The 26,734-nt window shown below is 71.7% G+C and carries 28 protein-coding genes; 4 read left to right on the top strand and 24 right to left on the bottom strand.

What is annotated here, in order from left to right:
* Positions 1 to 189: 189 nt before the first annotated feature.
* From HOO61_RS18765 to HOO61_RS18750, 4 genes are read right to left on the bottom strand one after another with little or no spacing between them, the layout of a single operon-like run.
* Positions 190 to 588: a hotdog domain-containing protein gene (locus HOO61_RS18765; protein ID WP_172261270.1), complete on the bottom strand. Its 399-nt coding sequence runs from the start codon at positions 586 to 588 to the stop codon at positions 190 to 192.
* Positions 585 to 1,322 (bottom strand): OAM dimerization domain-containing protein, encoded by a 738-nt coding sequence (locus HOO61_RS25035; RefSeq protein WP_172261269.1) that lies wholly within the window; start codon positions 1,320 to 1,322, stop codon positions 585 to 587. Before HOO61_RS25035 ends, HOO61_RS18765 begins: the two co-directional genes overlap by 4 nt.
* Complete coding sequence (locus tag HOO61_RS18755; protein WP_172261268.1) at positions 1,319 to 2,911, bottom strand: lysine 5,6-aminomutase subunit alpha; 1,593 nt, start codon at positions 2,909 to 2,911, stop codon at positions 1,319 to 1,321. Before HOO61_RS18755 ends, HOO61_RS25035 begins: the two co-directional genes overlap by 4 nt.
* The gene (locus tag HOO61_RS18750; RefSeq protein WP_172261267.1) at positions 2,911 to 3,990 is read right to left on the bottom strand and encodes an L-erythro-3,5-diaminohexanoate dehydrogenase; all 1,080 of its coding nucleotides are present in this window, start codon (positions 3,988 to 3,990) and stop codon (positions 2,911 to 2,913) included. The genes HOO61_RS18755 and HOO61_RS18750 overlap by 1 nt, the downstream gene beginning before the upstream one ends.
* A 145-nt stretch (positions 3,991 to 4,135) precedes the next feature.
* On the opposite strand from HOO61_RS18750, the gene HOO61_RS18745 reads away from it, so the two are divergent.
* The gene (locus HOO61_RS18745) at positions 4,136 to 5,611 is read left to right on the top strand and encodes a KamA family radical SAM protein (protein WP_172261265.1); all 1,476 of its coding nucleotides are present in this window, start codon (positions 4,136 to 4,138) and stop codon (positions 5,609 to 5,611) included.
* A 253-nt stretch (positions 5,612 to 5,864) separates the two neighbouring features.
* Positions 5,865 to 6,812, top strand: coding sequence for a type IV toxin-antitoxin system AbiEi family antitoxin domain-containing protein (locus HOO61_RS18740; RefSeq protein WP_172261263.1), 948 nt, complete (start codon positions 5,865 to 5,867; stop codon positions 6,810 to 6,812).
* A gap of 156 nt (positions 6,813 to 6,968) precedes the next feature.
* On the opposite strand, the gene HOO61_RS18735 is transcribed toward HOO61_RS18740, so the two are convergent.
* The 15 genes from HOO61_RS18735 to pafA all read right to left on the bottom strand — a co-directional run bounded on the left by HOO61_RS18735 (position 6,969) and on the right by pafA (position 21,347).
* Positions 6,969 to 7,622: a maleylpyruvate isomerase family mycothiol-dependent enzyme gene (locus HOO61_RS18735; RefSeq protein WP_172261261.1), complete on the bottom strand. Its 654-nt coding sequence runs from the start codon at positions 7,620 to 7,622 to the stop codon at positions 6,969 to 6,971.
* Positions 7,619 to 8,179, bottom strand: coding sequence for a TetR/AcrR family transcriptional regulator (locus tag HOO61_RS18730; protein WP_172261259.1), 561 nt, complete (start codon positions 8,177 to 8,179; stop codon positions 7,619 to 7,621). The genes HOO61_RS18735 and HOO61_RS18730 overlap by 4 nt, the downstream gene beginning before the upstream one ends.
* A 31-nt stretch (positions 8,180 to 8,210) precedes the next feature.
* Positions 8,211 to 8,780, bottom strand: coding sequence for a TetR/AcrR family transcriptional regulator (locus HOO61_RS18725; protein ID WP_172261257.1), 570 nt, complete (start codon positions 8,778 to 8,780; stop codon positions 8,211 to 8,213).
* A 16-nt stretch (positions 8,781 to 8,796) separates the two neighbouring features.
* Positions 8,797 to 9,249, bottom strand: coding sequence for an Lrp/AsnC family transcriptional regulator (locus HOO61_RS18720; RefSeq protein ID WP_172261255.1), 453 nt, complete (start codon positions 9,247 to 9,249; stop codon positions 8,797 to 8,799).
* Between the two features lie 10 nt (positions 9,250 to 9,259).
* Complete coding sequence (locus tag HOO61_RS18715) at positions 9,260 to 10,195, bottom strand: 5'-3' exonuclease (RefSeq protein ID WP_172261254.1); 936 nt, start codon at positions 10,193 to 10,195, stop codon at positions 9,260 to 9,262.
* Positions 10,196 to 10,204: 9 nt separating this feature from the next.
* Positions 10,205 to 11,347, bottom strand: a complete 1,143-nt coding sequence (locus HOO61_RS18710) for a class I SAM-dependent methyltransferase (protein ID WP_216659116.1) — start codon at positions 11,345 to 11,347, stop codon at positions 10,205 to 10,207.
* Positions 11,348 to 11,422: 75 nt separating this feature from the next.
* Complete coding sequence (locus HOO61_RS18705; RefSeq protein WP_172261253.1) at positions 11,423 to 14,227, bottom strand: RNA helicase; 2,805 nt, start codon at positions 14,225 to 14,227, stop codon at positions 11,423 to 11,425.
* Between the two features lie 7 nt (positions 14,228 to 14,234).
* Positions 14,235 to 15,140, bottom strand: coding sequence for a diacylglycerol kinase (locus HOO61_RS18700; RefSeq protein ID WP_172261252.1), 906 nt, complete (start codon positions 15,138 to 15,140; stop codon positions 14,235 to 14,237).
* A gap of 87 nt (positions 15,141 to 15,227) precedes the next feature.
* Complete coding sequence (locus tag HOO61_RS18695) at positions 15,228 to 15,656, bottom strand: hypothetical protein (protein ID WP_172261251.1); 429 nt, start codon at positions 15,654 to 15,656, stop codon at positions 15,228 to 15,230.
* Positions 15,657 to 15,690: 34 nt separating this feature from the next.
* On the bottom strand, positions 15,691 to 16,527 hold the full coding sequence (gene tatC / locus HOO61_RS18690; RefSeq protein WP_367650251.1) for a twin-arginine translocase subunit TatC: 837 nt from the start codon (positions 16,525 to 16,527) through the stop codon (positions 15,691 to 15,693).
* 20 nt (positions 16,528 to 16,547) lie between these two features.
* Positions 16,548 to 16,835 (bottom strand): Sec-independent protein translocase subunit TatA, encoded by a 288-nt coding sequence (gene tatA / locus HOO61_RS18685; RefSeq protein ID WP_172261302.1) that lies wholly within the window; start codon positions 16,833 to 16,835, stop codon positions 16,548 to 16,550.
* 49 nt (positions 16,836 to 16,884) lie between these two features.
* Complete coding sequence (locus tag HOO61_RS25030; protein ID WP_172261250.1) at positions 16,885 to 17,880, bottom strand: WYL domain-containing protein; 996 nt, start codon at positions 17,878 to 17,880, stop codon at positions 16,885 to 16,887.
* The gene (locus HOO61_RS18675) at positions 17,877 to 18,857 is read right to left on the bottom strand and encodes a YafY family protein (protein WP_172261249.1); all 981 of its coding nucleotides are present in this window, start codon (positions 18,855 to 18,857) and stop codon (positions 17,877 to 17,879) included. Before HOO61_RS18675 ends, HOO61_RS25030 begins: the two co-directional genes overlap by 4 nt.
* A 50-nt stretch (positions 18,858 to 18,907) precedes the next feature.
* On the bottom strand, positions 18,908 to 19,876 hold the full coding sequence (locus tag HOO61_RS25025; RefSeq protein ID WP_172261248.1) for an FKBP-type peptidyl-prolyl cis-trans isomerase: 969 nt from the start codon (positions 19,874 to 19,876) through the stop codon (positions 18,908 to 18,910).
* Between the two features lie 109 nt (positions 19,877 to 19,985).
* Positions 19,986 to 21,347 carry a Pup--protein ligase gene (pafA, locus tag HOO61_RS18665; protein ID WP_172261247.1) on the bottom strand — a complete coding sequence of 454 codons (1,362 nt, stop codon included), beginning with the start codon at positions 21,345 to 21,347 and terminating at the stop codon, positions 19,986 to 19,988.
* Positions 21,348 to 21,486: 139 nt separating this feature from the next.
* On the opposite strand from pafA, the gene HOO61_RS18660 reads away from it, so the two are divergent.
* Entirely contained in the window at positions 21,487 to 21,897 is a 411-nt protein-coding gene (locus tag HOO61_RS18660; protein WP_172261246.1) for a hypothetical protein, read from the top strand.
* 12 nt (positions 21,898 to 21,909) lie between these two features.
* On the opposite strand, the gene prcA is transcribed toward HOO61_RS18660, so the two are convergent.
* The 4 genes from prcA to dop all read right to left on the bottom strand — a co-directional run bounded on the left by prcA (position 21,910) and on the right by dop (position 25,562).
* Positions 21,910 to 22,908: a proteasome subunit alpha gene (gene prcA / locus HOO61_RS18655; RefSeq protein WP_172261245.1), complete on the bottom strand. Its 999-nt coding sequence runs from the start codon at positions 22,906 to 22,908 to the stop codon at positions 21,910 to 21,912.
* A 17-nt stretch (positions 22,909 to 22,925) separates the two neighbouring features.
* Positions 22,926 to 23,756: a proteasome subunit beta gene (gene prcB / locus HOO61_RS18650; RefSeq protein WP_172261244.1), complete on the bottom strand. Its 831-nt coding sequence runs from the start codon at positions 23,754 to 23,756 to the stop codon at positions 22,926 to 22,928.
* Between the two features lie 4 nt (positions 23,757 to 23,760).
* Entirely contained in the window at positions 23,761 to 23,958 is a 198-nt protein-coding gene (locus HOO61_RS18645) for a ubiquitin-like protein Pup (protein WP_172261243.1), read from the bottom strand.
* Between the two features lie 83 nt (positions 23,959 to 24,041).
* Entirely contained in the window at positions 24,042 to 25,562 is a 1,521-nt protein-coding gene (gene dop, locus HOO61_RS18640) for a depupylase/deamidase Dop (protein WP_172261242.1), read from the bottom strand.
* Between the two features lie 3 nt (positions 25,563 to 25,565).
* On the opposite strand from dop, the gene HOO61_RS18635 reads away from it, so the two are divergent.
* Entirely contained in the window at positions 25,566 to 26,189 is a 624-nt protein-coding gene (locus HOO61_RS18635) for a class I SAM-dependent methyltransferase (RefSeq protein ID WP_172261241.1), read from the top strand.
* Positions 26,190 to 26,369: 180 nt separating this feature from the next.
* On the opposite strand, the gene HOO61_RS18630 is transcribed toward HOO61_RS18635, so the two are convergent.
* Positions 26,370 to 26,717, bottom strand: coding sequence for a hypothetical protein (locus HOO61_RS18630; protein ID WP_172261240.1), 348 nt, complete (start codon positions 26,715 to 26,717; stop codon positions 26,370 to 26,372).
* Between the last annotated feature and the right edge of the window lie 17 nt (positions 26,718 to 26,734).

The raw sequence follows: 26,734 nt of genomic DNA, 5'->3' as shown, positions 1-26,734 counted from the left end.
AGGCGCCACCCGCGAGCTGCACAGGCGGACCCGGGAACCCTCCCTCCCCGCGGGACCGGTGTCAACACGTCCCTGACCTGCGACGACGCGCGTTGTCGCAGGTCAACGCCACGGCCCCCGGAGGAAAGTCTTCCGACAAATCTCGGGGCCGTCGGCGTGTCGATGCATGACACGCCGAGGTCGGGGGTATCAGTCGCGCGAGGCGGGGGGTACGACGACCGTTCCCGTGGCGGTGGTGGCCACGATGGGTGGCTCCAGGACCTCGGCGCGGCCGGGTGCGTCGTCGGTCGGCGCGCCCCGCCCGACGACGTTCACGGCGAAGTCCATCACCCGGCTGCGGGTGCCCTCCTTCACCAGCGTCGCGGTGATCTCGAGGAGGTCGCCCGCGCGGACGGGGGCACGGAACTGCACGTCGGAGTAGGACGCGAAGAGTCCCTCGTCGCCGTCGAGCACGATGCACATCTCGGTGGCGACGTCGCCGAACAGGCCGAGGCTGTAGGCCCCGTCGACGAGGTTGCCGGCGTAGTGGGCATGGGAGTAGGGGACGTAGCGACGGTGGGTCACCACCGTGCCGGTGCGGTCGCTCATGAGGCCTTCTCCTGGGTGAGCCGGTGGACGATGAACGAGGCGACCTCGCCCGGCGTCGTACCCCTGCTGAAGACGCGGTCGACGCCGAGCTCGTCGGCCATCGTCTCGTCGAAGCGCGGACCGCCGACGACCAGGAGCGGGCGCCGGGCGGCCGGGTAGGCCTCGCGGAAGGCGGCCGACATCTCGCGCGTGTTGAGCAGGTGGGCGTCGCGCTGGGTGACGACCTGCGAGACGAGCACGGCGTCGGCCTTCTCCTCCCGTGCCGCTTCGACGAGCTGCGGGACCGAGACCTGCGCGCCGAGGTTGACCACCTTGAGCTCGCGGTAGTACTCCAGGCCCTTCTCCCCCGCGAACCCCTTGATGTTGAGGATCGCGTCGATGCCGACGGTATGGGCGTCGGTGCCGATGCAGCCGCCCACGACCACCAGGCGCCGGCGCAACGACCGCTTGATCGCCGCGTTGGCCTCCTTGGGCGTCAGCAGCGGGTAGTCGCGCTCGACGACCTCGACGGTGCTGGGGTCGACGAGGTGGTTGACGCGGCCGTAGACGACGAAGAACGTGAACCCCTCCCCCATCGGCTTGGCGTGGACGACGAGGGCCGGGTCCATGCCCATCTTGTTGGCGAGCTGGACGGCCGCGCCCTCGGCGACCTTCGAGTGCTCGATGGGGAGGGTGAAGGACAGCTGCACCATGCCGTCGCCGGTGGTGTCGCCGTACGGACGAATGAGACTCACTTGCCCTCCAGGATCTCGGTCGCCGGGTTGTAGTAGTCGCCGGCCTTGCGGGCGACGCCGTCGAGGCCCTTGCCCTTGTCGGCGGGGCGCTTCATCAGGCCGAAGGTGCCGTCGGCGATGGCGGAGAGCAGCGGCGGCTCGCCGGGCACGCTGCGGTCGGCCTTGATCTCCTCGAGCAGGTCGATCGCCTCGCCGAGCACCTCGCGGGCACGGCCGGCGATGAAGCCGTCGGGCGCGGGACGGAAGTCCTCGTGGAGCCTGCCGGCGGCGTTCATCACGTAGCGGACGTTCTGCAGGGCCAGGTCGCGGTCGGAGATCCACGGCGTCACGACGGCCTCGGTCATCATGCCGACCAGCAGGATGCCCTGGCCGGTGAGGGCGCCGACGAGGTTGAAGAAGCCGTCGAGGAGGTAGCCCTTGAAGATGTCGCCGGTCATGTGGCGCGTAGGCGGCATCCACTTCAGCGGTGCGTCGGGGAACAGCTCGCGCGCCAGCAGGGCGTGAGCCAGCTCGAGACGGAACGAGTCGGGCACCTCGGGGTCGATCTCGAAGGCGTGTCCCAGGCCGAGCTGCCAGTCCTCGAGCCCGGCCTCCTTGGCGAAGTACTCGTTGAGCAGCTGGCTCGTCGTGACCGTGTGGGCGGCCTCGATCGCGTCGGCGGTGGTGAGGTAGTTGTCCTCGCCGGTGTTGATGATGATCCCGGCGCGGGCGTGGACCTGGCGGCTGAAGCGCTGGTCGACGAAGGTGCGGATCGGGTTGATGTCGCGGAAGAGGATGCCGTACATCGAGTCGTTGAGCATCATGTCGAGCCGCTCGAGGCCGGCCAGCGCCGCGATCTCCGGCATGCAGAGGCCGGAGGCGTAGTTGGTGAGCCGGACGTAGCGGCCGAGCTCCTTCGACGTCTCGTCGAGCGCCGCGCGCATCAGGCGGAAGTTCTCCTGGGTGGCGTAGGTGCCGGCGAACCCCTCGCGCGTCGCGCCCTCGGGCACGAAGTCGAGCAGGGACTGACCCGTCGAGCGGATCACCGCGATGACGTCGGCGCCCTCGCGCGCGGCGGCCTGCGCCTGCGGGATGTCCTCGTGGATGTCGCCGGTGGCGACGATGAGGTAGATCCACGGCTTGCTCGGGGTGTCGCCGACCTTCGCGATCATCCGCTCGCGGGCGGTGCGCTGCCGGTCGATCTGCTTGATGCCCGCACCGACCGCCTTGCGGGCGGCAGCGCCGGCGCGCTTCGCGTCCCTGCCCTCGGGCACGCGGAAGGTGATCGAGCCGGCCGCTGCCTTCTGGGCCAGGGTGAGCAGGTCGTCGCCCTCGCCGCGGACCAGCGCGTCCCACACCGGCAGGCTCACGCCGTGCTCGAGCCCCACGTCGGCACGTACGACGTCGGCGAGCCGGTTGACCCACGGCGTGCCGTCGGGGTCGGCCCCGCCGAGGCCGGCGAGGCGCAGCGTGGCGCGCTCGACGCTCACGGTGGTGTGGCGCTGGGCGAGGTCGACGATCGGCTTGCCGACCTGCCGGGCGAGGGTGCGCGCCCGGCGTACGTCGGCGTGGTCGATGCCGAGCTGGCTGGCGGGCTTCCGGGCGGCCATCAGAGCCTCCGCTCGAAGAGGGCGCGGACGCCGGCGTCGCTGCGCAGCAGGTCCATGGCGTGGGCGGCGTGGCCCGGGACGTAGCCGTTGCCGACGAGCATCCGCACGTCGGCGGCCAGCCCCTCGGCCCCGAGAGCCGCGCCACTGAAGCTGGTGGCCATCGAGAAGAAGATGACGGTGCCGCCCTCGGCGGTGGCCAGGATCGCGCCGCCCTCGCAGCCGGGGACGTCGACGCAGACGACGGTCACGTCGGCCGGGCCGCCGGCCGCGGCGACCGCGTCGCGCAGGGCGATGGGGTCGCGGGCGTCGGCGATCGCGACCGCGTCGGCGAGGCCCGCGCCCGTGAGCAGGTCGTGCTCGTCCTGGTGGGGCACGACACCGATGGTGCGGGAGGCGCCCGCCCGGCGGGCCGCGGCCAGGCTGAGGGAGCCGGACTTCCCGGCGCCGCCGATCACCGCGACGGTCGGGGCGTGCCCGCGGGCGACGTACTCCTCCACGACGCGCGCGGTGAGCGCCGGGGCGCCGCAGACGTCCATCACGCTCAGCGAGAGCGCCGGGTCGAGGTCGTCGGGGATGACGGCGGCGATGGAGCGGCCGAAGAGGATCGCATAGCCGTCGCACGGCACCTGCTCGCTGCAGCCGTCCCAGCGGGCCAGGTCGTCCTCGATGACGAGCGGGGTCAGCGTGAGGCTGACCAGGGTCGCGACCCGGTCCCCCACCGCGAGGCCGAGGGGCGACTCGGGGCCGACCTCCTCGACGGTGCCGACGAGCATGCCGCCGGAACCGGTCACGGGGTTCTGCATCTTGCCCCGGGTGGCGACGATGTCGAGCACCTCTGCGCGGACGGCGTCGGGGTGCTGCTCGCCGTACTTCGTGTGCGCGCGCTCGAGCTGGCGGAACGACGCGGCGTCGAGGTTGAGCCGCTCGACGCGGATGCGGACCTCGTCGGGCCACAGCTCGGCACGGGTGTCGAGGCGCTGCGCGGCCTGGGGCAGGACCGCTCGCTCGTCGAGGACGCGGTGCAGGCCGGTCGGGTCACTGGTGCGGACGTCCGCCTGGATGTCCGAGGAGGTGTTCATGCAGGGCATCCTTCTAGGTTCAACGTCTAGAACCGGAAATCTTGCGGCGTGGCATTGGACTGGCCGCAGGTTCTCCACGTACTCTCCCAGATGTGTCGCCGCACACACAACCGGCGCGCCGCACTGCTGCTTGCAAGGAGACCCCATGAGCATCGAGACCGCCACCCACGACGGCTCCGCCATCGAGACCGGCCTCGCCGGCCAGCCCTACCCCTACCAGCGGGTCGAGCTCGTCGAGCCCGACTGGACCCGCTTCCCGGGCTGGGCGGCCGTCACCGCCGACGAGTGGGCCTCGGTCCAGTGGCAACGCGCCCACTGCATCAAGAACGTCAAGCAGCTGCGCGAGCTGATGGGCGACCTGCTCGACGAGCGCTTCTACGCCGACCTCGAGCGCGACCAGGCCGAGCGGGCCACGATGTCGATGCTCGTCCCGCCGCAGATGATGAACACCATGGTGCCGACGGTGACGCCCGCCGGCGCGGGTTCGCTCACCGAGGCGTTCTACGCCGACCCCGTGCGCCACTACATGATCCCGGTCTTCAGCGACCGCCGCACCGACTGGCCCTCCCACCCGCACGCCGCACGCGACTCGCTGCACGAGCACGACATGTGGGCCACCGAGGGCCTCACCCACCGCTACCCCACCAAGGTGCTCGCGGAGCTGCTGCCGACCTGCCCGCAGTACTGCGGCCACTGCACCCGCATGGACCTCGTCGGCAACTCGACGGTCGTCATCGACAAGCTCAAGTTCGCCGGCAAGCCCAACGACCGCCTCGGCGACATGCTCGACTACCTGCGTCGTACGCCGTCGGTGCGCGACGTGGTGGTCTCCGGCGGCGACGTCGCCAACATGCCGTGGCCCCGCCTGGAGGCCTTCCTCCTGTCGGTGCTCGAGGTCGAGAACATCCGCGACATCCGCCTCGCCACCAAGGCCCTGATCGGCCTGCCGCAGCACTGGCTGCAGCCCGACGTGGTCGAGGGCGTCTCCCGCGTCGCGGCGGTCGCCCGCTCGCGCGGCGTCTCGCTGGCGATGCACACCCACGCCAACCACGCGAACTCCGTGACGCCGATCGTGGCCGAGGCCTCGCGCGCGATGCTCGACGCCGGCCTGCGCGACGTACGCAACCAGGGGGTGCTGCTGAACGGCGTCAACGCCGACCCGCACGCCCTGCTCGACCTGTGCTTCCGCCTGCTCGACGGCGCGCAGATCATGCCCTACTACTTCTACATGTGCGACATGATCCCGTTCTCGGAGCACTGGCGGGTCTCGCTCGCCGACGCGCAGCGCCTCCAGCACCACATCATGGGCTACCTGCCGGGCTTTGCGACGCCGCGCATCGTGTGCGACGTGCCGTTCGTCGGCAAGCGCTGGGTGCACCAGAACGCCGACTACGACACCGAGCACGGCATCTCCTACTGGACGAAGAACTACCGCACGTCCATCGAGGCCGACGACGTCGAGGCCCTCTCCCGCTACTACGAGTACTACGACCCGATCCACACCCTCCCCGAGTCCGGCCAGGAGTGGTGGGAGCAGCACGGCCGCCTCGACGAGGCCTCCCTCAAGGCCGCCGAGATGGCCGAGGCCTCCCGCCGCACCGCCGCCCTCCAGGCGTACTGACCCGCCCGGCGGCCGTGCGGCCGCGGCTGGCGCAGTTCCCGCGGAAGAGCCGGACATGTTCAGGAATCCCCGGGCGGCCGGGGGTTCCTGAACATGTCGGCCCGTGCACGGCCTGACAAGTTCAGCAGCCGGCCGTGGCGGATCGCCGTACGTGGCCGGTAGAAGTCCACAGAGGGCCCCATGTGCGGGTTCTCCACACCTTGCCGTCGAGCGGGCGGCGCGCCGTGGGAGAGCTCCTGCAGGCTGGCGCGCCATGGAAGCCCGACTGCGCGCACTCGTCGAAGCCAATGGCGTGTTCACTCGCAAGGAGGCCGTCGCACTCGGCTATCACGATCACGCGATCGCGATGCTGGTGAAGGCGGGTGACTGGGTGCGCGTGCGCCGCGGGGCGTACGTGCTCGGGCCTGAGTGGGCCGCGATGAGCGAGAGCGAGCGGTACGCCGTTCTCTGCCGTGCCGCGCTGCGCCAAGCGCGCACCGACGTCGTCCTGAGCCACCTCAGCTCGGCCAACGAGTACGGGTGTCCGCTGTGGGAGTGCGATCTCAGCCGGGTGCACCTGACCCGGATCGACGAGCGGGCCGGGCGCGCAGAGTCGGGCATCGTGCAGCACCGCGGCGTCATCGCAGAGGGGGACGTGGTCGACGTAGACGGACTCCACCGGATGTCGGCGACCCGCACCGCTCTCGAGCTGACGACGATCCTCGACTTTGAGCACGCGCTCGTGGAGATCGACTTCCTCCTGCACAAGCGCCTCACCACGATCGAGGACCTGCACCAGCGCTACGCCGCCATGACCCGCTGGCCGCGCACGCTGGCCACCGACCTCGTCCTCCGCTTGGCAGACGGTCGGAGCGAGTCGGTCGGCGAGACTCGCGCACGGTTCCTCTGCTGGAGCCAGCACCTGCCGGCTCCGGTCCCCAACTTCCCCATCCGCAACGCGCTGGGCGTCGAGGTCGCCCGCGTGGACCTCGCGTGGCCCGAGCTGGGCGTCTTCCTCGAGTTCGACGGCAAGGTGAAGTACGAGAGCCGGCGCCGCGAGGGTGAGTCGCTCGTGGACTGCGTGCTCCGGGAGAAGCAGCGGGAGTCCCTGATCTGCGAGATCACCGGGTGGCGTTGCCTCCGCATCACCTGGGCCGACCTCTACCGGCCGGCAGAGGTCGCCGCACGAATCCGTGCGCTCTTCCCGACCGCCGCAGCGTGACGATCGCGCAGTCGGGGCTCGTTTGCGACGTCCTGCGGCCGCGGCGGCTGAACTTGTCGGCCCGTGCACGACCTGACATCTTCAGGAGGAGCCGGCTGGCCGGGGATCGCTGAAGTTGTCAGGCTCTTCTGCGCGCACGCCGCAGCAGTTCGCGGGTCAGTGGAGGCGGGCGCGGAGGGTGGGGGCGCCGTCGCCGGTGAGGTCGGCGGGGTCAAGGGGGCGGCCGTAGAGGAGGAGCAGGAGCGCCTCGGCGGACGCCCGCACCTCGGGGCCGTCTCCGTGGGTCCAGTCGGTGTCGGTCGCCACGAGGCGTACGCCGGCGACGCGGCGTCGCGCGCTCCCCCCGACGACGGAGTTCAACGGCCAGGGCGTGCCGAGGGTGAAGTCGGCCAGCGGGGCGAGCGCCTCGGCTGGCACCTGGCCGGGCAGCCCGAGGGGGCGGCGTACGTCGAGCCCGTGCACGACGGCGTCGGCGAGCGCGGCGACCGGCGGCATGCCGATCGGGGTCGCGCCGGACCGGGCGTTGTCGCGCAGCTGGGACAGGATGGCGTCGTGCCCACGGTCGGCCCAGGCGACGGCCGAGCGGGCGATCATCCGGTTCATCGAGAAGCCGTTGCGGGCCATCGCCAGGGCCCCGGCGCCCACACCCATCACCGGCGCCCAGGCGAGGTGCGCGGCGACGTCGACGACCCGCCACGCCGTGCACAGCGAGGGGGCCCACCACTGCTCGGGCTCGAGAGCCTTGAGCGTCTCGACGAACCCGTCGCGCTGCGCGCGGGTGAGCTCCGGCACGGTGGCGGTCCCCCTCATGCTGCTCGCCACCCCAGGGCGTCGATGAGGGTCCGCACGCGACCGGCGACGTCGGGGTCGGGCGTGGGCAACGCGAGCTCGTGGAAGACGAGTCCCGTCACGTAGTTCGCCATGATCCCGACGTCCCGTTCGGGGTGCTGGGAACCGGCACGGCGTACGAGGTCGAGCGCCCAGGTGTCGGCCTCGTCGGCACCGACCGCGTAGAACGGGCGCAGCGAGGGCGTGCGGGCTGCCTCGGCGTGGAGCATGTAGCGAGCGAGGGTGACCGCGCGGTCCTCGCCGAGGGCGCGGTCGGCGAAGGCTCCGAAGGCCGACGCGAGGCCCTCGGGTGACGCCTCGACCTCCGCGTGCGGGCCGGTGGCCATCTGCATCTCCCGCTCGATGCAACGCTGCGTGACTCCCTCGACCAGCGTCTGATCGGTCGGGAATAGCTCCGCCGTGGAGCCGATGGGGATCCCGGCCTGCGCGTCCACCGCGTCGTGGGTCAGGCCGCCGAGCCCTTGGTCGGCGACGACCTCGACAGCTGCGTCGAGCAACACGGTGCGGCGGTCTGCCATCCTGTGAAACTACATCTGTAGTTGAGCGGGGTCAACGGCGTTCCGCGCTGGTCCAGCCCAGGGTGTCGATCACGGAACGGACCCGGGCTGCCGCGTCCAGGTCGGCCGAGGGCAGCGCCAGCTCGTGGAGGAGGAGGCCGGTGACGTAGTTGGAGAGGACGCCGACGTCGCGGTGGGGGTATCGCGACCCGGCGTGGGTGACCAGGTCGAGGGTCCAGGTGTCGACCTGGCCGGCGCCTGGGGCGATGAGCTCCCTCAGGTCGGGGTTCTGGGCGGTCTCGACGAGGATCGCGTAGCGCGCGAGGGTGACCGTGCGGTCCGGGCCCAGTGCCCGGTCCACGAACCGGCCGAGCGCCGTGGCCACGCCGTCCGGCGTCGGGTCGACCTCGTCGCGCGGCCCGGTCACCATGGCCCGCTCACGGACGATGAACCGCTCGACGATGCCCAGCACGAGGGCCTCTCGGGTGCGGAAGAGGTTGGACGTCGACCCCGGCGGCAGGCCGGCCGCGGCGTCGACCGCGCGGTGCGTCAGCCCGCGCATCCCCTGCGACCCGACCAGCTCGAGGGCCGCATCGAGCAGCAGGGTGCGACGGTCGGCCATCCCGATCCCATCCGGGTCAGTCGACGGGGCGGTTCTCGAAGGGCGTCGACAGGACGATCGTGGTGCGTGTCGAGACGCTGGCCGCCCCGCGGATCCGGGCCAGGAGCTCCTCGAGCGCGAGCGGCGTCGCCACGCGGATCTTGAGGATGTAGGACTCCTCGCCGGCCACCGACCAGCACGACTCGATCTCCGTGATGCCCTTGAGCCGGTCGGGGTAGTCGTCGGGCTGCGAGGGGTCGATCGGCGTGATCGAGATGAACGCGGTGAGCGGCCGGCCCAGCCGGTCGTGGTCGACGGTCGCCCCGTAGCCCGTGATCAGGCCGCGCTGCTCGAGCCGCTTGACCCGCTGGTGCACCGCCGACGTCGACAGGTCCGTGGCCTTCCCGAGGTCGGTGAACGACATGCGCCCGTCAGCGGCCAGCAGCGCGAGGATCTGCCGGTCCTTGGACTCGACCTCGGAGGTGCTCACGCGCGACACCCTAGTGGGAGCCGGACAGTGCCTCCACCAGGCGCACGGCAGACGAGCCGAGGCCCCACCGCGCGTCGAGCTCGACGACGGCGTCGTGGTCGGCGGGGGTGCGCGGCCGGCTCAGGTCGTGACCGTCGAGGTCGAGGTCGCGGCGTACGGCGACCACGCGGGGCGCGACGGCCAGGTAGTCGGCGGCAGCCTTGATCTTGCCGCGGGGTCCGGGACCCATGTCGGAGTCGGGGTCGCCGGCAGCGGCGATGATCGCCTCGATCGTGCCGAACCGGTTGAGGAGAGTCGCGGCGGTCTTGTCGCCGACCCCGGCGACGCCCGGGAGCCCGTCGGAGGCGTCGCCACGCAGCGTGGCGAGGTCGGCGTACTGGTGGGCGTCGACGCCGTACTTGCCCCGCACCCAGGCGTTGTCGACGCGCTCGTGCTTGCTGACGCCGCGGGCGACGTAGAGCACGCGGACCTCGGCGTCGTCGTCGACGAGCTGGAACAGGTCGCGGTCACCGGTGACGATGTCGACCGGCATGCCGGCGCCGGTGGCGAGGGTGCCGATCACGTCGTCGGCCTCCATCTCGGCATGGCCCACGACGGGGATGCCGTAGGCCTCCAGCACCGACAGGATGATCGGCACCTGGGCCTCGAGCGGGTCCGGCACCTCCTCGACGTCGGGGCGGGGACCCGGGACCTCGCGCACGACCCGGTGCGCCTTGTAGGACGGGAGCAGGTCGACGCGCCACTGCGGTCGCCAGTCGTCGTCCCAGCAGCACGCCAGGTGTGTCGGGTCGTACTCCCCCACCAATCGGCTGATGAAGTCCATCAGCCCGCGCACGGCGTTGACGGGCGTGCCGTCGGGCGCCTGCACCGAGTCGGGCACACCGAAGAACGCCCGGAAGTAGAGCGAGGCGGTGTCGAGCAGCAGGAGACGGTCGCCGGGCACCATGTCGTGACCCTATCGTCGCCGGGACGACCACCTGTCACGGAGTCGCACAGCGGCGCTGTGTGCTCGCCCCACCTTCGAACCGCGGATCTCCTCGAGCTCGCCCTCGAGCGTGCGCACCCTCGCGCGCAGCGTGTGCACCCGGGTGCGGAGCGTGCGCACCCTCGTGCGCAGCCGGCGGACCTTGCGCCGGGCCTCCTGCAGCCGCTCGTCGGTGTCGGCGAGCGCCTGGACAGTCGCCTCCGACGTGGCACCCGTGTCGAGGCCCGGGTCCGACTGCACCGCGGGCTCCAGCTCGGGCCACGCCGATGCGCCGATCTCGACCTCGGGCTCGCTCGGCAGGCTTGTCACCCGGCCGCCCTTGACCGCCAGCAGGGTGACCCTGTCGTCGTGCATGCCTTCCCATCGAGGCTGGTGACATTCCCAGACGGAGGTGAATCCGCACTCGGAGAGGAAGTTGTACAGCGACGGGCGCGTGAGCCACAGGCTCAGTGGGTTGTCCAGCGACGCCCATCGGTTGGCGAGCTTGTCCTCGTCCTCGGCGTCCGCATCGTGCTCGACGTACGACGCGCCGGCATAGGTCTGCCCCTCGAAGACGTAGGTGCGCTCGTTCGCGAGGCCGACATGGGTGTCGACCACCGCGGCGCCGTCGCACACCTCGCCGACCGCCTGCAGGAAGGTGAAGACGTCCTCGTCGTCCAGGTGGTACAGGATGCCCAGGCAGAGCACGACGTCGAAGCCGCCGTAGGTCTCCCGGCTCAGGTTGCGCACATCGTCGTGGTGCAGCTCGAGGTTGGTCAGACCCAACGTCTGGGCCGCGAACCGCGCCTTGGCGACGTTGGACTCCCGCCCCTCGATGCCCACGACCCTGGCTCCGAGTCGCGCGAACTCCAGGGCGACCTGACCCTCGAGGCAGGCCAGGTCGAGGATCCGCAGGTCTGCCACCGGGCGTCCGGCGACGTCCGACACGAGCTGGACCAGCCGTCTGATCCGGGTGCGGTCGTTCGGGTCGGGCTCGTCGTCCCGGGTGCGTACACCGGGGACCAGCGAGTAGTTCGTCGTCCAGGGTCCGTGGTGCTGCGTGACGCGGTCGATGCCGGCAACGATCTCAGCGGCTGCCGGGGCCTCGCCGCGGGGCTGGGTCGGGGAGGTCACGGTCCAACCAGTACCAGAGCTGGGCAGCAGTGTCACCCAGGCGCTCCGGGGCCCTGAGCCTCACGCCAGCGGCGCCTACTCCGCCAGGACGCTGTAGGCGATCACGCCGCGCTTGAGCAACCGCGCGGTCGCGCGCGCGGTGTCGCGCAGCTCCCGCTCCCCCGCGGCGTCGGCGACCTGGCCGCACAGGTCGAGCAGCTGCTTCATCCAGCGCACGAAGTCGCCGGCCGACAGGCCGGTCACCATCAGCACGTCGTCGAGGTCGTCGCCCTCGGCCCAGCGCCACGCCGCCCAGGCGAAGCCGATGTCGGGCTCACGGAGGAAGTCGAGGCGGTGGTCGCGCTCGAGCGCATCGAGCTGGCCCCAGAGGCGGACGAGCTCGCCCAGCACGGGTCGCACCTGGCCGCCGGGCATCTTGGGTGAGGAGGAGTCATCGGCGCGCCGTGCCTCGAAGACGAGGGCGGACAGCACCGCCGCGAGCTCGGACGGGGCGAGACCGTCGAACAGGCCGGCCCGGATCGCCTCGGCTGCGACGAGGTCCATGTCGGTGTAGATCCGCCTCAGGTGCGAGCCCTTCTCGGTGACGGTGTCGCCCTCGAGGTAGCCGAGCGCGGTCAGGACGTCGCAGACGCGGTCGAAGGTGCGGGCGACGGTGTTGGTGCGGTTGTCCACCCGCCTCTTGAGGGTCTCGGTGTCGCGCTCGAGCTTGAAGTAGCGCTCGGCCCACCGGGCGTGGTCCTCGCGCTCGGGGCACTGGTGGCAGGGGTGGGCCTTCAGGTCGGCGCGCAGGCGGCCGATCTCGCGGTCCGTCGGGGTGTCGCTGAAGGAGTCGCGCTGCCTCGTACGCCGCTCGCCGGGGGCGTCGAGCCCGTGGGCCTTGGCGCGCAGGGCGGTCGCGAGGTCACGGCGCATGGCGGGGTTGCGACCGTTGAACGACTTGGGGATCCGCAGCCGGCCGATGGCCTCCACGGGGGTCGGGAAGTCCATCGGCGCCAGACGCCGCGCCTGCCGGTCGGCGGTGAGGACGTAGGGGCGCGGCTCGTCGCCGGAGTGGCCCGGGTCGATCACCACCGCAAGGCCGCTGAACTTGCCGGCCGGCACGTGGATCACGTCGCCCGGTCGCAGCTTGCCGAGCGAGCGCATCGCCTCCTCGCGCCGGTCCTGCCGACGCTCCCGCGCGGCCCCCTTCTCCAGGTCGGAGATCCTGCGCCGCAGGGCGGCGTACTCCATGAAGTCGCCGACGTGGCACGTCGCGGCCTCCCGGTAGCCCTCGAGCGCCTCCTCGGCCTTGTGCACCTGTCTGGCGAGCCCGACGACGGCCTTGTCGGCCTGGAACTGCGCGAAGGACTGCTCGAGCAGCTCGCGTGAGGTCGCGCGACCGAACTGGTGCACGAGGTTGACCGCCATGTTGTAGGACGGCCGGAACGACGATCGGAGCGGGTAGGTGCGCGTGGAGGCGAGGCCGGCGACCTCGCGCGGGTTCATGCCCGGCTGGTAGAGCACGACGCCGTGGCCCTCGATGTCGAGGCCGCGTCGCCCGGCACGCCCGGTGAGCTGGGTGTACTCCCCCGGCGTCAGGTCGGCGTGGGTCTCGCCGTTCCACTTGGACAGCTTCTCGATCACGACAGTGCGGGCGGGCATGTTGATGCCGAGCGCGAGGGTCTCGGTCGCGAAGACGACCTTGACCAGACCTTCCTGGAACAGCTCCTCGACCACCTGCTTGAAGGCCGGCAGCAACCCGGCGTGGTGCGCGGCGACGCCGCGGGTGAGGCCGTCGAGGAACTCGTGGTAGCCCAGGACGTGCAGGTCCTCCTCGGGCAGCGTGCGCGAGGCCTCCTCCACGCGGGCGAAGATCTCGTCGCGCTCGGCGGCGGTCGTGAGGCGGGTGTTGGCCTGGACGAGCTGGGTGACCGCGGCGTCGCAGCCGGCGCGGCTGAAGATGAACACGATGGCGGGCAGCAGGCCCTCGCGGTCGAGGCGCTCGACGACCTCGACGCGGCTGGGGATCCACACGCGGCGCCCGTTTCCGACGGCGCGGGGGTTCTTCGACGACCCGGGCTTGCCCTTGCGGGGCGAGCGACGGTCGCGCATCAGCCGTGAGCTGGCCCAGTCGTCGCGGGCGATGCGGGTCAGCTCGTCGTTGACCGGCGCGCCCTCCTTGACGAAGCCCGCGCTCGCGTCGACGTCGGAGGACGCGAAGAGGTCGAGCAGGCGGCGCCCCACCATGACGTGCTGGAACAGCGGGACGGGGCGCTTCTCCTCGAGGATCGTGGTGGTCTCGCCGCGGACGGTGGCCAGCCACTCACCGAACTCCTCGGCGTTGGAGACCGTCGCGGACAGGGACACGAGCGTCACCGACTCCGGCAGGTGGATGATGACCTCCTCCCACACCGCGCCACGCATCCGGTCGGCGAGGTAGTGGACCTCGTCCATGACCACGAAGCCGAGGCCGAGCAGCGTGCGCGACCCGGCGTAGAGCATGTTGCGCAGCACCTCGGTGGTCATCACGACCACGGGCGCCTCGCCGTTGACGACGTTGTCACCGGTCAGCAGGCCGACGTTGTCGGCGCCGTATCGCTTCACCAGGTCCGCGTACTTCTGGTTGGACAGCGCCTTGATCGGCGTGGTGTAGAACGCCTTGCGCCCGGTCTGCAGGGCGAGGTGGATGGCGAACTCGCCGACGACCGTCTTGCCGGACCCGGTCGGGGCCGCGACGAGGACACCGCGGCCGTCCTCGATCTCGCGGCACGCGCGCAGCTGGAAGTCGTCGAGCTCGAAGCCGTAGAGGCCCTCGAAGTCCTTGAGCATCGGGTAGGGCTTGTCGCGCTGGAAGGCTGCGTAGCGCTCGGCGGGCGTGGGCTGGTCGTCGGGCTCGCTCATGGGGTCCTCATGCAATCACGTCCAGGGCGCCGGGGACGCACTCCACCGTCAGGGGCAGCGGGCCGAAGCGCTCACCGTCGGCGTACGACACGATGCCGGGCGCCGCGATGGTCACGGTGCGGACCCGCCGGTGGACGTACTCGGCCACGCCGTCGATCCGGCCGGTGAACAGCCGCGGGTAGGAGCGGACCAGCTTGGGCTTGCTCATCCGGGTGATCACCACGACGTCGAGCAGGCCGTCGTCGAGGAGGGCGCCCTCGGTGATCCGCAGGCCGCCCCCGAACGACGGGCCGTTGCCCACGGCGACGAGCATCGCCTCGTGCTCCATCGTCTCGCCGTCGAGCTCGAGCACGTAGGGGATCGGACGGAAGGTGCGCAGCTCGGCGAGCGTCGCGAGGTTGTAGCGCATCTGCCCGCGGGGCCACGTCATCGCGTTCGCCCGTTCGTTGACGATCGCGTCGAAGCCTGCTGCGAGCACGGTCACGAACCACCGCTGGCCGCTGCGGGCCAGGTCGATGGTCCGCTGTCGCGAGGCGATGATCCGGTCGGCGGCCGCGACGGGGTCGGTGCGCGGGAGACCGAGGTAGCGGGCGACGTCGTTGCCCGTGCCGCTGGGGATGAGGCCGAGGGGCGTGCCGGTGCCGGCCACGGCCTGCACGCCGAGGTGGACCAGCCCGTCGCCGCCGCACACCACGAGAGCATCGACCCCGTCGGCGACGCACGCGCGGGCCAGGTCGGCGGCCTCGTCTGCGTCGCGGCCCTGCAGGTTGCGGACCACGAAGCCGCTCTCCCGGAGGCGTGCCAGGGCGGCGTCACGGTGCCGCGCACCGCGGCCGCGGCCCGACGTGGGATTGGTCAGCAGGGCGATCTCGCGCCCCCGCACGGGGCGGTCGGGCACAGCCGGGTCGTGCATGGCGCGACCCTATCCCCCGGCACCGACCGTCCGGCCCGACGCTCCGGGCGCCGGAGCACCTCGGCCGGACTGGGGTCAGCCGACGGGTCAGCCGAGCCGCAGCAGGGCGGCGTACCGCTCGGCGCGGGCGCCCACCGCACGGGCCAGCCGGCTGAGGGCCTCCAGGACCAGCTCGGGGCCGAACCGGGTCCCGGGGACGGCCAGCACCATCCGCGAGCCGTGCTCACCGATGACGACCTGCCCGTGGCGCCACGCCTGGTGCACCCGCAGTCGCGTCGCGTCGTCCACGACGGGTGCGGGATAGGCCTCGTCGACGGCGAGGAGGTCGCACACGATCTCGCCCGGATCGTCGGACACACCGGGCCCGGTCGGGTCGGCGCCGGTCGGGTCGGCGGTCAGCCGCCCCCGGACGAGGTGGCCGGTCTGCAGGCCGGCGTCGGCGCGCCAGACCACGTCGTCGGTGCCGAGCCACTCCGGCAGGTCGAACGGGTCGATGTCGGTGATGGTGCCCTGCATGGGTCCACCCTGTCAGAGCCCGCCCGCGGCCGGTTCAGATGGAGGACAGCTCGTCGGGCGAGAGCCCGGCGTTGGGGGCGCGACGGGCGCGACGCTTGTCGTTGAACCGCGCGATCGCCTCCGAGGCGAAGAACAGCAGCACCATCGGCACCGCCATCAGCGTCATGGTGAACGGGTCGGCCGACGGCGTCGCCACGGCCGCGAAGATGAACGTGCCGATGACGATCCAGGGCCGGTAGGCCTTGAGGGAGGACCCCTTGACCACCCCGGCGAAGTTGAGCAGCACCACGAAGACCGGGATGTTGAAGGCCAGCCCGAACACGAAGAGCGTGCGCGTGAAGAACTGGAGGTAGTCGTTGAAGTCGATGAGGTTGGTGACGCCGTCGGGGTTGAAGCCGATCAGCACCTCCAGTGCGATCGGCAGGGTGACGTAGCCCAGCACGATGCCGATGAGGAAGAGCGGACCGGCGACGGCCACGAAGACGCGGCTCATCTTGCGCTCCTGGGCGTAGAGCCCGGGCAGCACGAACGCCCAGATCTGGTACAGCCAGTAGGGAGCCGTCACCACTGCCGCGGCGAAGCCGCACAGCGTGAGCCACAGCAGCAGGCCGGCGCCGGCGCCGCTGGTCGTGGCGATCGACGTGCCCTCCGCCAGGGTCTCCTGCGCGTCCTGGTAGGGGCCGTAGACGGCGTCGTAGATCGAGTGCCGGAACACGATGGCCACCGCCAGGGCGGCGGAGAACACGAGCAGGCTGCGCAGCAGCCGCGCCCGGAACTCGCGGAAGTGGTCGGCGAGAGCCATCCGGCCGTCGGGGCCGACAGCGTCCTGCGGCGGCCCCTTGAACAGGCCGACGAGAGGGGCGATCCTCACGCTCTTCGGGACTCCGTCGATCAGGCGGTGGTGTCGTCGCGCCGCTCGCGCAGCACCTCGCCCGAGGTCTCGGTGCGCGTCTGGCGCTCGGCCTCGTTGCGGGCCTCGATCTCGCGCTGCGCCTCGATCGTCTCCGACTCGTCCTTCTCGTCGTCGCGGAGGCCCTTGGTCTCGGTCTTGAAGATGCGCAGTGCCTGGCCGGAGCTGCGGGCGAGGTCGGGCAGCTTGGCGGCACCGAACACGAGCACCACGATCGCCAGGATCACGAGCCACTCGAGGCCCTGCGGCATGCCGATCATCGGGATCATCTTGGTCACTCCGTCATTGGTGGTGGTGTTGTGGATCACGTTCAGGACGTCACTCGGAGTCTACGCCGTCCTCGTCGTAGAGCCGGAGCGCCGCCCGTGCAGCGGTCCGGAACGCCTCGGCGTACGCCGCCGGCGCGAGGAGCTCGGCGTGCGGGGCCAGGCGCAGCAGCAGGGACTTCACCCACTCCTCGCTGGCCACCTCGAGGTCGACGTCGATCGTGCCGTCGGGCCCCGGGCGCCGGTCGGTCACCGGGTAGTACTCGACGACCCAGCGCGCGGGCGGGGCCAGGCGCAAGGTGACCGTCGTGGTCTCTGCGTCGGTGAACCAGCCGCCGGTGAGGTCGCGGGCGCGCGCTCCGGGGTCGGCCACCGGGGTGTCGAGCTCGGTGGCGGCCACGATCCGGTCGACGCGGAAGGCGCGGTCGCCGCCGGCGGTGTGGCACCAGGCGTCGAGGTAGAGCAGGTCCTCGACCCGGGCGAGGCCACGAGGGTCGACGACCCGGCGCGACTCCCGGTCGCGCGAGGGCACGTGGTAGGTGATCTCGACCTGGTGGCCGCGGGCGAGGGCCGACTCCAGGACGGGGACGACGGCGCTGCTCTCGAGCGGGGTGGGGGTCACGTGGAGGCGGAGCAGTCCCTCACCGTCCTGGCCGGCGGCCTCCTCGAGCTTGGCCAGGGTCCGCTCGATGACCTCGCGGGCCTCGGCGGGCGCGGTGTCGACCATCGTCCGGAGCGCCACCACCAGCGAGGTGGCCTCGGCAGGCGAGAAGCGCACGGGGCGGGCGAGGTAGTCGGCGTTGTCGACCCGGATGATCCGGTCGCCCTCCAGCGCCTCGAGGTCGACCTCGATGAGGTCGCCGGGCAGCCCCGGCGACACACCGGTCATGAAGAGCAGGCGCAGGTCGCGCTCGATCTGGTCGGCGTCGGTGCCGAAGTGGGCGGCGGCGTCCTCGAGCCGAACCTCGCCGCGGGCCAGGAGGTAGGGCACGAGCGCGAGCAGGCGGGCGACCTGGTCGGGAGCGGTGTCACCGGTCTGCGTGGTCACGAGGCCTCACCGGCCCCGGCCACGGCGCGGAGCCGGGCGACGACGTCGTCGCGCAGCGACCGCGGCTCCTCCACGACCACGTCGGCGCCGTAGGTCAGCACCTCGTCGGACAGCTCCTGCACGGGGCCCTCGACGACCAGGGCGTCCCAGCCCGGACGGTCCTCGATGGGAGTCACCGACTCGGCGCGCCGTCGCAGGCCGACACCGGTGCCCTGCCGCACCCGGACCTGCGCCCGGACGGAGGGGTACGACGGCGAGAGCCGCCGGGCGGTCTCGCGCACGTCGGTGCCGGCGGGGACGTCGTACGCCCCGGACCTGCCGGTCGCGCGGACGGTGCCGACGATGCGCGAGAGCCGGAAGACGCGCTCGGCGCCGCGGTCGACGTCGAAGCCGACGACGTACCACCGTCCTGACGAGCGGGCGAGGCCCCACGGCTGGACCCGGCGGGTGGTGGGCTGCGCCTCGTCGGCGCGCTGGTAGGGGAAGCTGACCTGGCGTCGCTTGCCGATGGCGTCCCACAGGGGCTCGAACGCCGGCTCGTCGGCGCTGATGGCCGGTGCGACGACCTCGAGGCGCGACGGGTCGATCTCGACGCCCTGGCCCTTGAGCTTGGCGAGCGCGCGACCGGTGGCCTTGGCGAGCGTCGCGTGCTGCCAGACCTGGGCCGCGAGGCCGAGCACAGCCGCCTCGTCGGACTCGAAGCGGATCTCGGGGAGCGAGGTCTGCTCGGTCGGGATGCGGTAGCCGATCTCGTCGTCGAAGAACGCGTCGGCGCTGCCGACCTCGATGACGGCACCGATCTGTCGCAGCGCGTCCTTGTCACGCTCGAAGGCGCGCTCGAACGCCTCGTCACCGGCCGGCCCGCGGGCGTGCTCGGGGTAGCACGCCTCGCGGATCGCGTCCTTGCCGATGAAGCGCTTGGCGCCGAGCAGCAGGATGTGGAGGTTCATCAGCCGCTCCGCCCGTGGCTGCACCATGCCTGACCTCCCCCTCTCCCCTGGCTCGTGTCGTGCGCTGTCCGGACGGGTCAGGAAGCGCCGAGGATGTCGACGACGAAGAACAGCGTGTCGGTGCCCTTGATGCCGGCCTGCTCGTTGCCCTGCTCGCCGTAACCGTCGGCGGGCGGGATCTCCAGGATCACGCGCGAGCCCACGGTGCGACCCACGAGCCGCTCGTCCCAGCCCGGGATGACCTGGCCGACACCGATCGGGAACTCCGCCGGCTCCTTGCTGTAGGACTCGTCGAAGGGCTCCTCGGCGTTGTAGACCTGCCCGAGGTAGTCGACGGTGAGGGTCTGGCCGGACTCCACCTTGGCGCCGTCGCCCTTCACCAGCGTGGTGGCGATCAGCTTGCCGGTGGGCTTGTGGGCGGTGCTGAAGTCGAGGCCGGTGATGACGCCGTCCTCCTCGATCAGCTCCGGGGCCCAGCCAGCCGGCTTCTTCTCCTCGCCCTGGGGGCCGTCGAGCGGCGGCACCGGTGGCACCGTCTCGGAGCGACCGAGGATGTCGACGACTGCCAGCACGGCGTCGCGGTTGCCGATGCCGATGTCGGGACGGCCGCCCTCGCCGAAGGCGTCCTCGGCGCCGGCGAGCATCACGATGCGGTCACCGACCTGGTTGCCGATGACGGCCTCGCGCAGGAACGGCAGGACCTCGTCGTTCAGCTCGACCGACTGGGGCGCACCGCCCTTGGTCCAGGTGGTCTGCGCCTCCTCCTCGGTGAAGCCGTTTCCGATCCACCAGTGGGCCTCGACGGTGTCGCCGTCGGCGACCTCCTCGCCGTCGCCCTCGACCAGGACCTCCGTCTCCGCCTCGGAGCCGTCGAGGCGGCCGTCGAAGGTGACCTTCGGCTCCTTGCCCTGCTCGCCCTCGATGGTCACCGAGCTGAGGGGGGCGCCGCCCTCCTCGGCGTCGCTGGACCCGGAGCCGCAGGCGGCCAGTCCGAGCATGCTGAGGGAGAGGACACCGCTGAGGGCAGCGGAACGTACACGAGACACGGATTCACCTGTTCAATCGGTCGGCGTTGCCCGGACACCCTATCCAGCAGACCCCACGCGCCACGCCACGACACCGGCGCGTGCAGGTGCGCGCCGCTACGTGACGCGGTCACATGCCGTCGATGAGGCGCTGGACGCGCTCGTCGTAGGCCTTGAAGGGGTCCTTGCACAGCACCGTGCGCTGCGCCTGGTCGTTGAGCTTGAGGTGCACCCAGTCGACCGTGAAGTCGCGACGGCGCTCCTGCGCGCGGCGGATGAACTCGCCGCGCAGGCGTGCGCGGGTGTTCTGCGGCGGGACGCTCTTGGCCTCGAAGATCTTCAGGTCGCTGCTCACCCGGGCGACGGCACCGCGCTTCTCGAGCAGGTAGTACAGCCCGCGACCGCGGTGGATGTCGTGGTAGGCGAGGTCGAGCTGGGCGATGCGGGCATCGCCGAGGGACAGGCCGTGCTTGGCGCGGTAGCGCTCGATGAGCTTGAGCTTGATGACCCAGTCGATCTCGCGGTCCACCAGACCGAGGTCGTCGGACTCCACGGCCTTGAGTCCGCGCTCCCACAGGTCGAGCGCCCGCTCGATCGTCGGGGTGGAGATCTGCCGGCGGTCGACGAAGTCGCGGGCCTTGGCGAGGTACTCGGCCTGGATCTCCAACGCGCTCGCCTCGCGGCCGTTGGCCAGGCGCACCTTGCGCCGGCCGGTCGGGTCGTGGCTGATCTCCCGGATGGCGCGGATCGGGTTCTCCATCGTGAGGTCGCGCATCACGACGCCCTCCTCGATCATCCGGAGGACGAGGTCGCAGGACGCCACCTTGAGGAGCGTCGTGGTCTCGCTCATGTTGGAGTCGCCGACGATGACGTGCAGGCGGCGGAACCGCTCGGCGTCGGCGTGCGGCTCGTCGCGGGTGTTGATGATGGGCCGGCTGCGGGTGGTGGCGCTGCTGACGCCCTCCCAGATGTGCTCGGCACGCTGGCTCACGCTGTACGACGCCCCGCGCGGGGTCATCACGACCTTGCCCGCGCCGACGACGATCTGCCGCGTCACCAGGAACGGGATCAGGATGTCGGCGAGCCGGCTGAACTCGCCCGCCCGACCGACCAGGTAGTTCTCGTGGCAGCCGTAGGAGTTGCCGGCCGAGTCGGTGTTGTTCTTGAACAGGTAGATGTCGCCGGCGATGCCCTCCTCGTGCAGACGGGCCTCCGCGTCGAGGAGCAAGCCCTCGAGGATGCGCTCGCCCGCCTTGTCGTGCGTGACGAGGTCGACGATGTCGTCGCACTCCGGGGTGGCGTACTCCGGGTGGCTGCCGACGTCGAGGTAGAGCCGGGCGCCGTTGCGGAGGAAGACGTTGGACGAGCGTCCCCAGCTGACGACCTTGCGGAAGAGGTAGCGGGCGACCTCGTCCGGGCTCAGCCGGCGCTGCCCCTTGAACGTGCACGTGACGCCGTACTCGTTCTCGATGCCGAAGATGCGCCGGTCCATGACCACACCCTAGGACCGCGGACCACGCCTCGGGCGTCATCCGGCGGCGAAATGTGGCGCGCCACCCAGGTCCGGCTGGGGCGCGGGGTGGTGGACGCAGCGCTTGACGCCGCCGGCCCGCCCGGGTGAGCGTCCTCCCATGGGGCCCCGTCATCTCGTCGCGACCGTGCTGGTCGAGCCGCGGAGCGTGGCCGACCTCGAGCTGCGGGTGATGACCGACGACCTGTGGCTGTGGCCCGTGCGCTCGGCCCCCGTCGTCGTCGACGGGCCCCGGACGGAGTTCCAGCTCCGCCGGCGCCTGGTCGAGCAGCGGCAGGGAGCGTGGGACGACGCCGCCGACTGGACGCCCGCCTGGATCGGCTTCGGCGACGCCTGGCACGAGTTCGGCCCGGACGGCAACGTGCGTCCCTCCGGGCCCCTCCCCTGGGCCGCCCACCAACGCCTGTGGACCGCCCTGGACGAGTTCGGCCCGCTCGTGCGCTACCGCCGACGCCTGAGCGGCATCCCCACGGAGCCCACCGCGGAGTGGCCGGGGCTCAACCTGCGCTGACGCCGGGGCCGCTCAGAGCTCGCCGGGCTCCGTGGGCGGCGGAGGCGCACCGGGGGTCGGCGGCTGCGGCGCCGGGGGGCTCGGCTCGCCGGGAGCTGCCGGGTCGGTCGGCTCGGCAGGCGGGGCGACCGGTGGGGCGACCGGGGGTGAAACCGGCGGGGCCACCGGCGGCTCCGCCGTGACGGGGTCCTCGAGGGGCGGCGTGGCCCCGGAGACCTGGTCGGTGGGGTCGGCCGGGTCGTCCTGGCCGGAGTGTCGGGGCCCGGACCCGGCGAGGGCGTCCTCGGGCGCGGGGGTGTCGGCCTGCTCGTTGCTGCGGGCACCGAGGATCTCGGTGAGCCGGGCCTCCCGCAGCCGCACGAACTTGCGGGGCTGGCTGCGGGTGCGGTCGAGCGCGGCGACCTCGAGGTCGCCTGCCGGGATGACGCGGTCGTCGGTCTCGCTGTGGCCCAGCGCCGCGACCGCCACCCGCAGCGTCTCCTCGAGCGAGGCGCCGGCGACGTAGTGCTGGGCGAGGTGGCCCGCGACGACGTCGGCGGCGCCGCCCATCACGGCGTACCCGTGCTCGTCGGCCACCTGCCCGTCGTAGGTCAGCCGGTAGAGCTGGTCGGCCTCGGGCGTGTCGCCGACCTCGGCGACGAAGATCTCGACCTCGTAGGGCTTCTCGCCCCCGGAGGAGAAGATCGTGCCGAGCGTCTGGGCGTAGGCGTTGGCGAGCCCGCGGCCGGTCACGTCGCGTCGGTCGTAGGCGTAGCCGCGCATGTCGGCGAGGCGTACGCCGGCGATGCGGAGGTTCTCGAACTCGTTGTAGCGACCGACCGCCGCGAAGGCGATCCGGTCGTAGATCTCGCTGACCTTGTGCAACGCCTGGGACGGGTTCTCCGAGACGAACAGCACGCCGTCGGCGTACTGCACGGCGACGACCGAGCGACCGCGGGCGATGCCCTTGCGGGCGAAGTCGGCCCGGTCCTTCATCAGCTGCTCGGGCGAGACGTAGAACGGCATGGACATGTGTCTGGACTCCTACGTCAGGTGAGGGGTGCGACCGGGCCGTCGGGCCGCTGCATCCGGGCGGCGATCATGCGGTCGGCGATGGCGGACACCTCGTCGTCGGGCAGGCGGCGGCCGCCGTCGGGGGTGATCACGTGGACGACCGGGAAGATGCGCCGGGTGAGGTCGGGACCGCCGGTGGCGGAGTCGTCGTCGGCGGCGTCGTAGAGCGCCTGGACCACGGCCGTGACCGCTCCCTCGGTGTCGAGGTCGTCACGGTAGAGCTTCTTGAGCGACCCTCGGGCGAACAGCGAGCCCGAGCCCACGGAGTGGAAGGCCGTCTCCTCGTAGCGCCCGCCGGTCACGTCGTAGCTGAAGATGCGGCCCTGGCCGGCGGCGAGGTCGTAGCCGGCGAACAGCGGCACGACAGCGAGGCCCTGCATCGCCAGGCCGAGGTTGGCGCGGATGAGGGCGGCGAGGCGGTTGGCCTTGCCGTCCATCGAGAGCGTGGTGCCCTCGATCTTCTCGTAGTGCTCGAGCTCGGTCTGGAACAGCCGCACCATCTCGACGGCCAGGCCCGCCGTGCCGGCGATGCCGACCACGGAGAACTCGTCGGCCGGGAAGACCTTCTCGATGTCGCGCTGGGCGATGATGTTGCCCATCGTCGCGCGGCGGTCGCCGGCCATGACGACGCCACCCTCGAAGGTGGCCGCGACGATCGTGGTGCCGTGGGGCGCCAGGTCGCCGGCACTGCCGGTGGGCACGGCGCGCCGCGACGGGAGCAGGTCGGGCGCCTCGGCGCCCAGGAAGTCGGCGAAGCTCGACGTGCCCGGCGTCATGTACGACGTCGGCAGGCGGGAGTCGCTCATGCGGCTACTGCCCGCCCTTCTGGATGAACGACTTCACGAAGTCCTCGGCATTGGTCTCGAGGACCTCGTCGATCTCGTCGAGGATCGCGTCGACGTCCTCGTCGATCATCTCCTTGCGCTCGGCGACGTCGGTCTCCACGACCTCCTCGGTCGCCGTCTCCTCCTGCGAGGACTTGCGCGGCTGCTTCTGCTCCTGGGCCATGTCTCGACCCTATCCACTCCCACCGACGCCACAAGGACGTTCACCGTCGGCGGACGGGGCGAGTCGCGGCCGGCGGGGCAGCGTCAGCGGGTGATGGCCGCGACGAGCGCCTGGGCGGAGTCGCTGCGGTCGATCAGCTCGCCGACGTGGGCGCGGGTGCCGCGGAGCGGGTCGATGGTCGGCACCCGCTGGAGCGACTCGCGACCGGGGAGGTCGAAGATGACCGAGTCCCACGACGCGGCGGCCACCGAGTCGGCGTACTTGTCGAGGCACCGGCCACGGAAGTAGGCGCGGGTGTCCACCGGCGGGTCGTGCATGGCCGCCTCGATGGTGGCGTCGTCGAGCAGCCGCTCGATGCGCCCGGCCGCAGCGAGGCGGTGGTAGAGCCCCTTGTCGGGACGTACGTCGGCGTACTGCAGGTCGATGAGGTGCAGCTTTGCATCGTCCCAGTCGAGGTCGTCGCGGTCGCGGTACTGGGTGAGCAGCTTGAGCTTGGCGACCCAGTCGAGCTCGCCGGCGCACTCCATCGGGTCGCGCTCGAGGCGGGTCAGCACCGACTCCCAGCGGGCGAGGACGTCGACGGTCTGCTCGTCGGCGTCCGCGCCGTAGCGGTCCTCGACGTACTTGCGGGCCAGGTCGAGGTACTCCAGCTGCAGCTGGACCGCGGTGAGCCGCCGGCCGTCGCGCAGGGTGACGAGGTGCTGCAGTGTCGGGTCGTGCGAGACCTCGCGCAGCGCCCTGACGGCCCCCTCGACGCTCAGGTCGCGGTCGATGAAGCCGTCCTCGATCATCGCGAGCACCAGCGAGGTGGTGCCGGACTTGAGGTAGATGGAGACCTCGGCGAGGTTGGCGTCGCCGAGGATGACGTGGAGGCGCCGGTAGAGCGCCGGATCGGCGTGCGGCTCGTCGCGGGTGTTGATGATCGGCCGCTTGAGGGTCGTCTCGAGGCCGACCTCCACCTCGAAGTAGTCCGCGCGCTGGCTGACCTGGAAGCCGCGCTCCGGCGTGGTGTCGCGCCCGTCCTGGCCGATGCCCACGCGCCCCGCGCCGGTGACCACCTGACGGGACACGAAGAACGGGGTGAGGTGACGGACGATCTCGGCGAACGGCGTCGAGCGACGCATCAGGTAGTTCTCGTGGGCGCCGTAGGAGGCGCCCTTGTTGTCGGTGTTGTTCTTGTAGAGCAGGATCGGCGTGCTCCCCGGCACCTGCGCCGCCATGCGTGACGCGTCGAGCATCACCTGCTCGCCCGCCTTCTCCCAGCGCACCACGTCGAGCGGGGTCGTCACCTCGGGCGACGAGTACTCCGGGTGGGCGTGGTCGACGTAGAGCCGCGCGCCGTTGGTCAGGATGACGTTGGCGAGCCCGAGGTCCTCGTCGGTGAGCTGGCTCGGGTCGGCCACCTGGCGGGCCATGTCGAAGCCACGCGCGTCGCGCAGCGGCGACTCCTCCTCGAAGTCCCAGCGCGCCCGACGTGCCTTGACGGTGGAGCTGGCGTAGGCGTTGACGACCTGGGAGGAGGCGACCATCGGGTTGGCCGACGGCTGCCCCTGCACGGAGATGCCGTACTCGACCTCCGTGCCCATCACGCGTCGTACGCTCATGGCATGAGCCTACGGGTGTGGGACGAGCGCGCGCTGCCGCGCCTGACCGACCGGGCCCTCCGCGGCCACGACGTGGGCGAGCTGCGCCGGGCCACCTGCGCAGGGCTCACCGGCCGCGTGCTCGAGATCGGCTTCGGCAGCGGGCTCAACGTGCGCTGGTATCCCCCGGGCGTCTCGTCCGTTACCGCGATCGAGCCCTCCGACCTCGGCTGGGAGCTCTCTGCGAAGCGCCGCTCCCGCAGCGACGTACCCGTCCACCGTGCCGGGCTCGACGGCCAGCGGCTCGACCTGCCGGACGACTCGCACGACAGCGCGCTGGTGACGTTCAGCCTGTGCACGGTGCCCGACCCGCTGCTGGCCCTGAGGGAGGCGCGACGGGTGGTGCGTGCGGGCGGGCGGCTGCATGCCCTCGAGCACGGCGTCGCGCCCGAGGAGACCGTACGTCGCTGGCAGCGGCGCATCGAGCCTCCGTGGGGCGCGGTTGCCGGCGGATGTCACCTGACCCGCGACGTCCCCGCCCTGCTGGAGTCGGCGGGGTGGCACGTCGAGGACCGGGAGCAGGACTACCTGCCCGGACCGGCCCTGGTCCGACCGTGGACGTACGTCTACCGGCTGGTGGCTGACTGAACCACCCCCGGCGGCGAGTCGAGAGCCGGGGGCCTGGGGCGGTCAGCGCCCGCGGCGGAGGAACCCGGCGAGGAAGAGCACGATGACGACGATGACGACGATGATCAGAATGGTTCGCATCCGGCCAACCTAGTGCCAGCAGGTAATCGGGCAACTCCTCCGGAGGGGTGTCGCGGCGGGTCAGTCGCGTCGCGACTGCCAGGCGTGGGCGAAGTTGACGCTGACGATCGCTGCGAGCGCGACGAGCAGGGCCAGCAGCTCGCCGTTGAGTCCCAGCACGATGGTGATCGGGATGCAGGCAACGAGGGAGATGATGCCGAGCGCCAGCTGGCGTCCCCCGGCTCCCGCCACTGCCGCCGTACGACGCTGCTGCAGCTCGCTGCGTTCGGCCGCCCGTCGTTCGACGGCGCGCTCGATGCGCTCGGCGAAGCCGTCGACGAGCTCGGCGTCGTAGCGGGCGCCGAGCTCGCGGCGCGCGGCGAGGGCGGCCTCGATGTCGCCGTGGCCGAGGTCGTCCTCGCGACCCATCGCGCGCTCCGGACCCG

Source organism: Nocardioides sp. zg-1230, assembly GCF_013155335.1.
Lineage (GTDB): Bacteria > Actinomycetota > Actinomycetes > Propionibacteriales > Nocardioidaceae > Nocardioides.
This window is presented reverse-complemented; position numbering and strand designations above follow the sequence as displayed.

Coding starts and splice junctions, on each gene's coding strand:
- HOO61_RS18705 (WP_172261253.1), bottom strand. CDS start 14,227: ATGAGCGAGCCCGACGACCAGCCCACGCCCGCCGAGCGCTACGCAGCC.
- HOO61_RS18695 (WP_172261251.1), bottom strand. CDS start 15,656: ATGCAGGGCACCATCACCGACATCGACCCGTTCGACCTGCCGGAGTGG.
- HOO61_RS18740 (WP_172261263.1), top strand. CDS start 5,865: ATGGAAGCCCGACTGCGCGCACTCGTCGAAGCCAATGGCGTGTTCACT.
- prcB (WP_172261244.1), bottom strand. CDS start 23,756: ATGAGCGACTCCCGCCTGCCGACGTCGTACATGACGCCGGGCACGTCG.
- HOO61_RS18675 (WP_172261249.1), bottom strand. CDS start 18,857: ATGGTGCAGCCACGGGCGGAGCGGCTGATGAACCTCCACATCCTGCTG.
- HOO61_RS18645 (WP_172261243.1), bottom strand. CDS start 23,958: ATGGCCCAGGAGCAGAAGCAGCCGCGCAAGTCCTCGCAGGAGGAGACG.
- HOO61_RS18715 (WP_172261254.1), bottom strand. CDS start 10,195: ATGGTGCCCGGCGACCGTCTCCTGCTGCTCGACACCGCCTCGCTCTAC.
- HOO61_RS18630 (WP_172261240.1), bottom strand. CDS start 26,717: ATGGGTCGCGAGGACGACCTCGGCCACGGCGACATCGAGGCCGCCCTC.
- HOO61_RS18750 (WP_172261267.1), bottom strand. CDS start 3,990: ATGAACACCTCCTCGGACATCCAGGCGGACGTCCGCACCAGTGACCCG.
- pafA (WP_172261247.1), bottom strand. CDS start 21,347: ATGGACCGGCGCATCTTCGGCATCGAGAACGAGTACGGCGTCACGTGC.
- HOO61_RS18700 (WP_172261252.1), bottom strand. CDS start 15,140: ATGCACGACCCGGCTGTGCCCGACCGCCCCGTGCGGGGGCGCGAGATC.
- HOO61_RS18765 (WP_172261270.1), bottom strand. CDS start 588: ATGAGCGACCGCACCGGCACGGTGGTGACCCACCGTCGCTACGTCCCC.
- HOO61_RS18660 (WP_172261246.1), top strand. CDS start 21,487: ATGGGGCCCCGTCATCTCGTCGCGACCGTGCTGGTCGAGCCGCGGAGC.
- dop (WP_172261242.1), bottom strand. CDS start 25,562: ATGAGCGTACGACGCGTGATGGGCACGGAGGTCGAGTACGGCATCTCC.
- HOO61_RS18735 (WP_172261261.1), bottom strand. CDS start 7,622: ATGAGGGGGACCGCCACCGTGCCGGAGCTCACCCGCGCGCAGCGCGAC.
- HOO61_RS18730 (WP_172261259.1), bottom strand. CDS start 8,179: ATGGCAGACCGCCGCACCGTGTTGCTCGACGCAGCTGTCGAGGTCGTC.
- prcA (WP_172261245.1), bottom strand. CDS start 22,908: ATGTCCATGCCGTTCTACGTCTCGCCCGAGCAGCTGATGAAGGACCGG.
- HOO61_RS18755 (WP_172261268.1), bottom strand. CDS start 2,911: ATGGCCGCCCGGAAGCCCGCCAGCCAGCTCGGCATCGACCACGCCGAC.
- tatA (WP_172261302.1), bottom strand. CDS start 16,835: ATGATCCCGATGATCGGCATGCCGCAGGGCCTCGAGTGGCTCGTGATC.
- HOO61_RS18725 (WP_172261257.1), bottom strand. CDS start 8,780: ATGGCCGACCGTCGCACCCTGCTGCTCGATGCGGCCCTCGAGCTGGTC.
- HOO61_RS18745 (WP_172261265.1), top strand. CDS start 4,136: ATGAGCATCGAGACCGCCACCCACGACGGCTCCGCCATCGAGACCGGC.
- HOO61_RS18635 (WP_172261241.1), top strand. CDS start 25,566: ATGAGCCTACGGGTGTGGGACGAGCGCGCGCTGCCGCGCCTGACCGAC.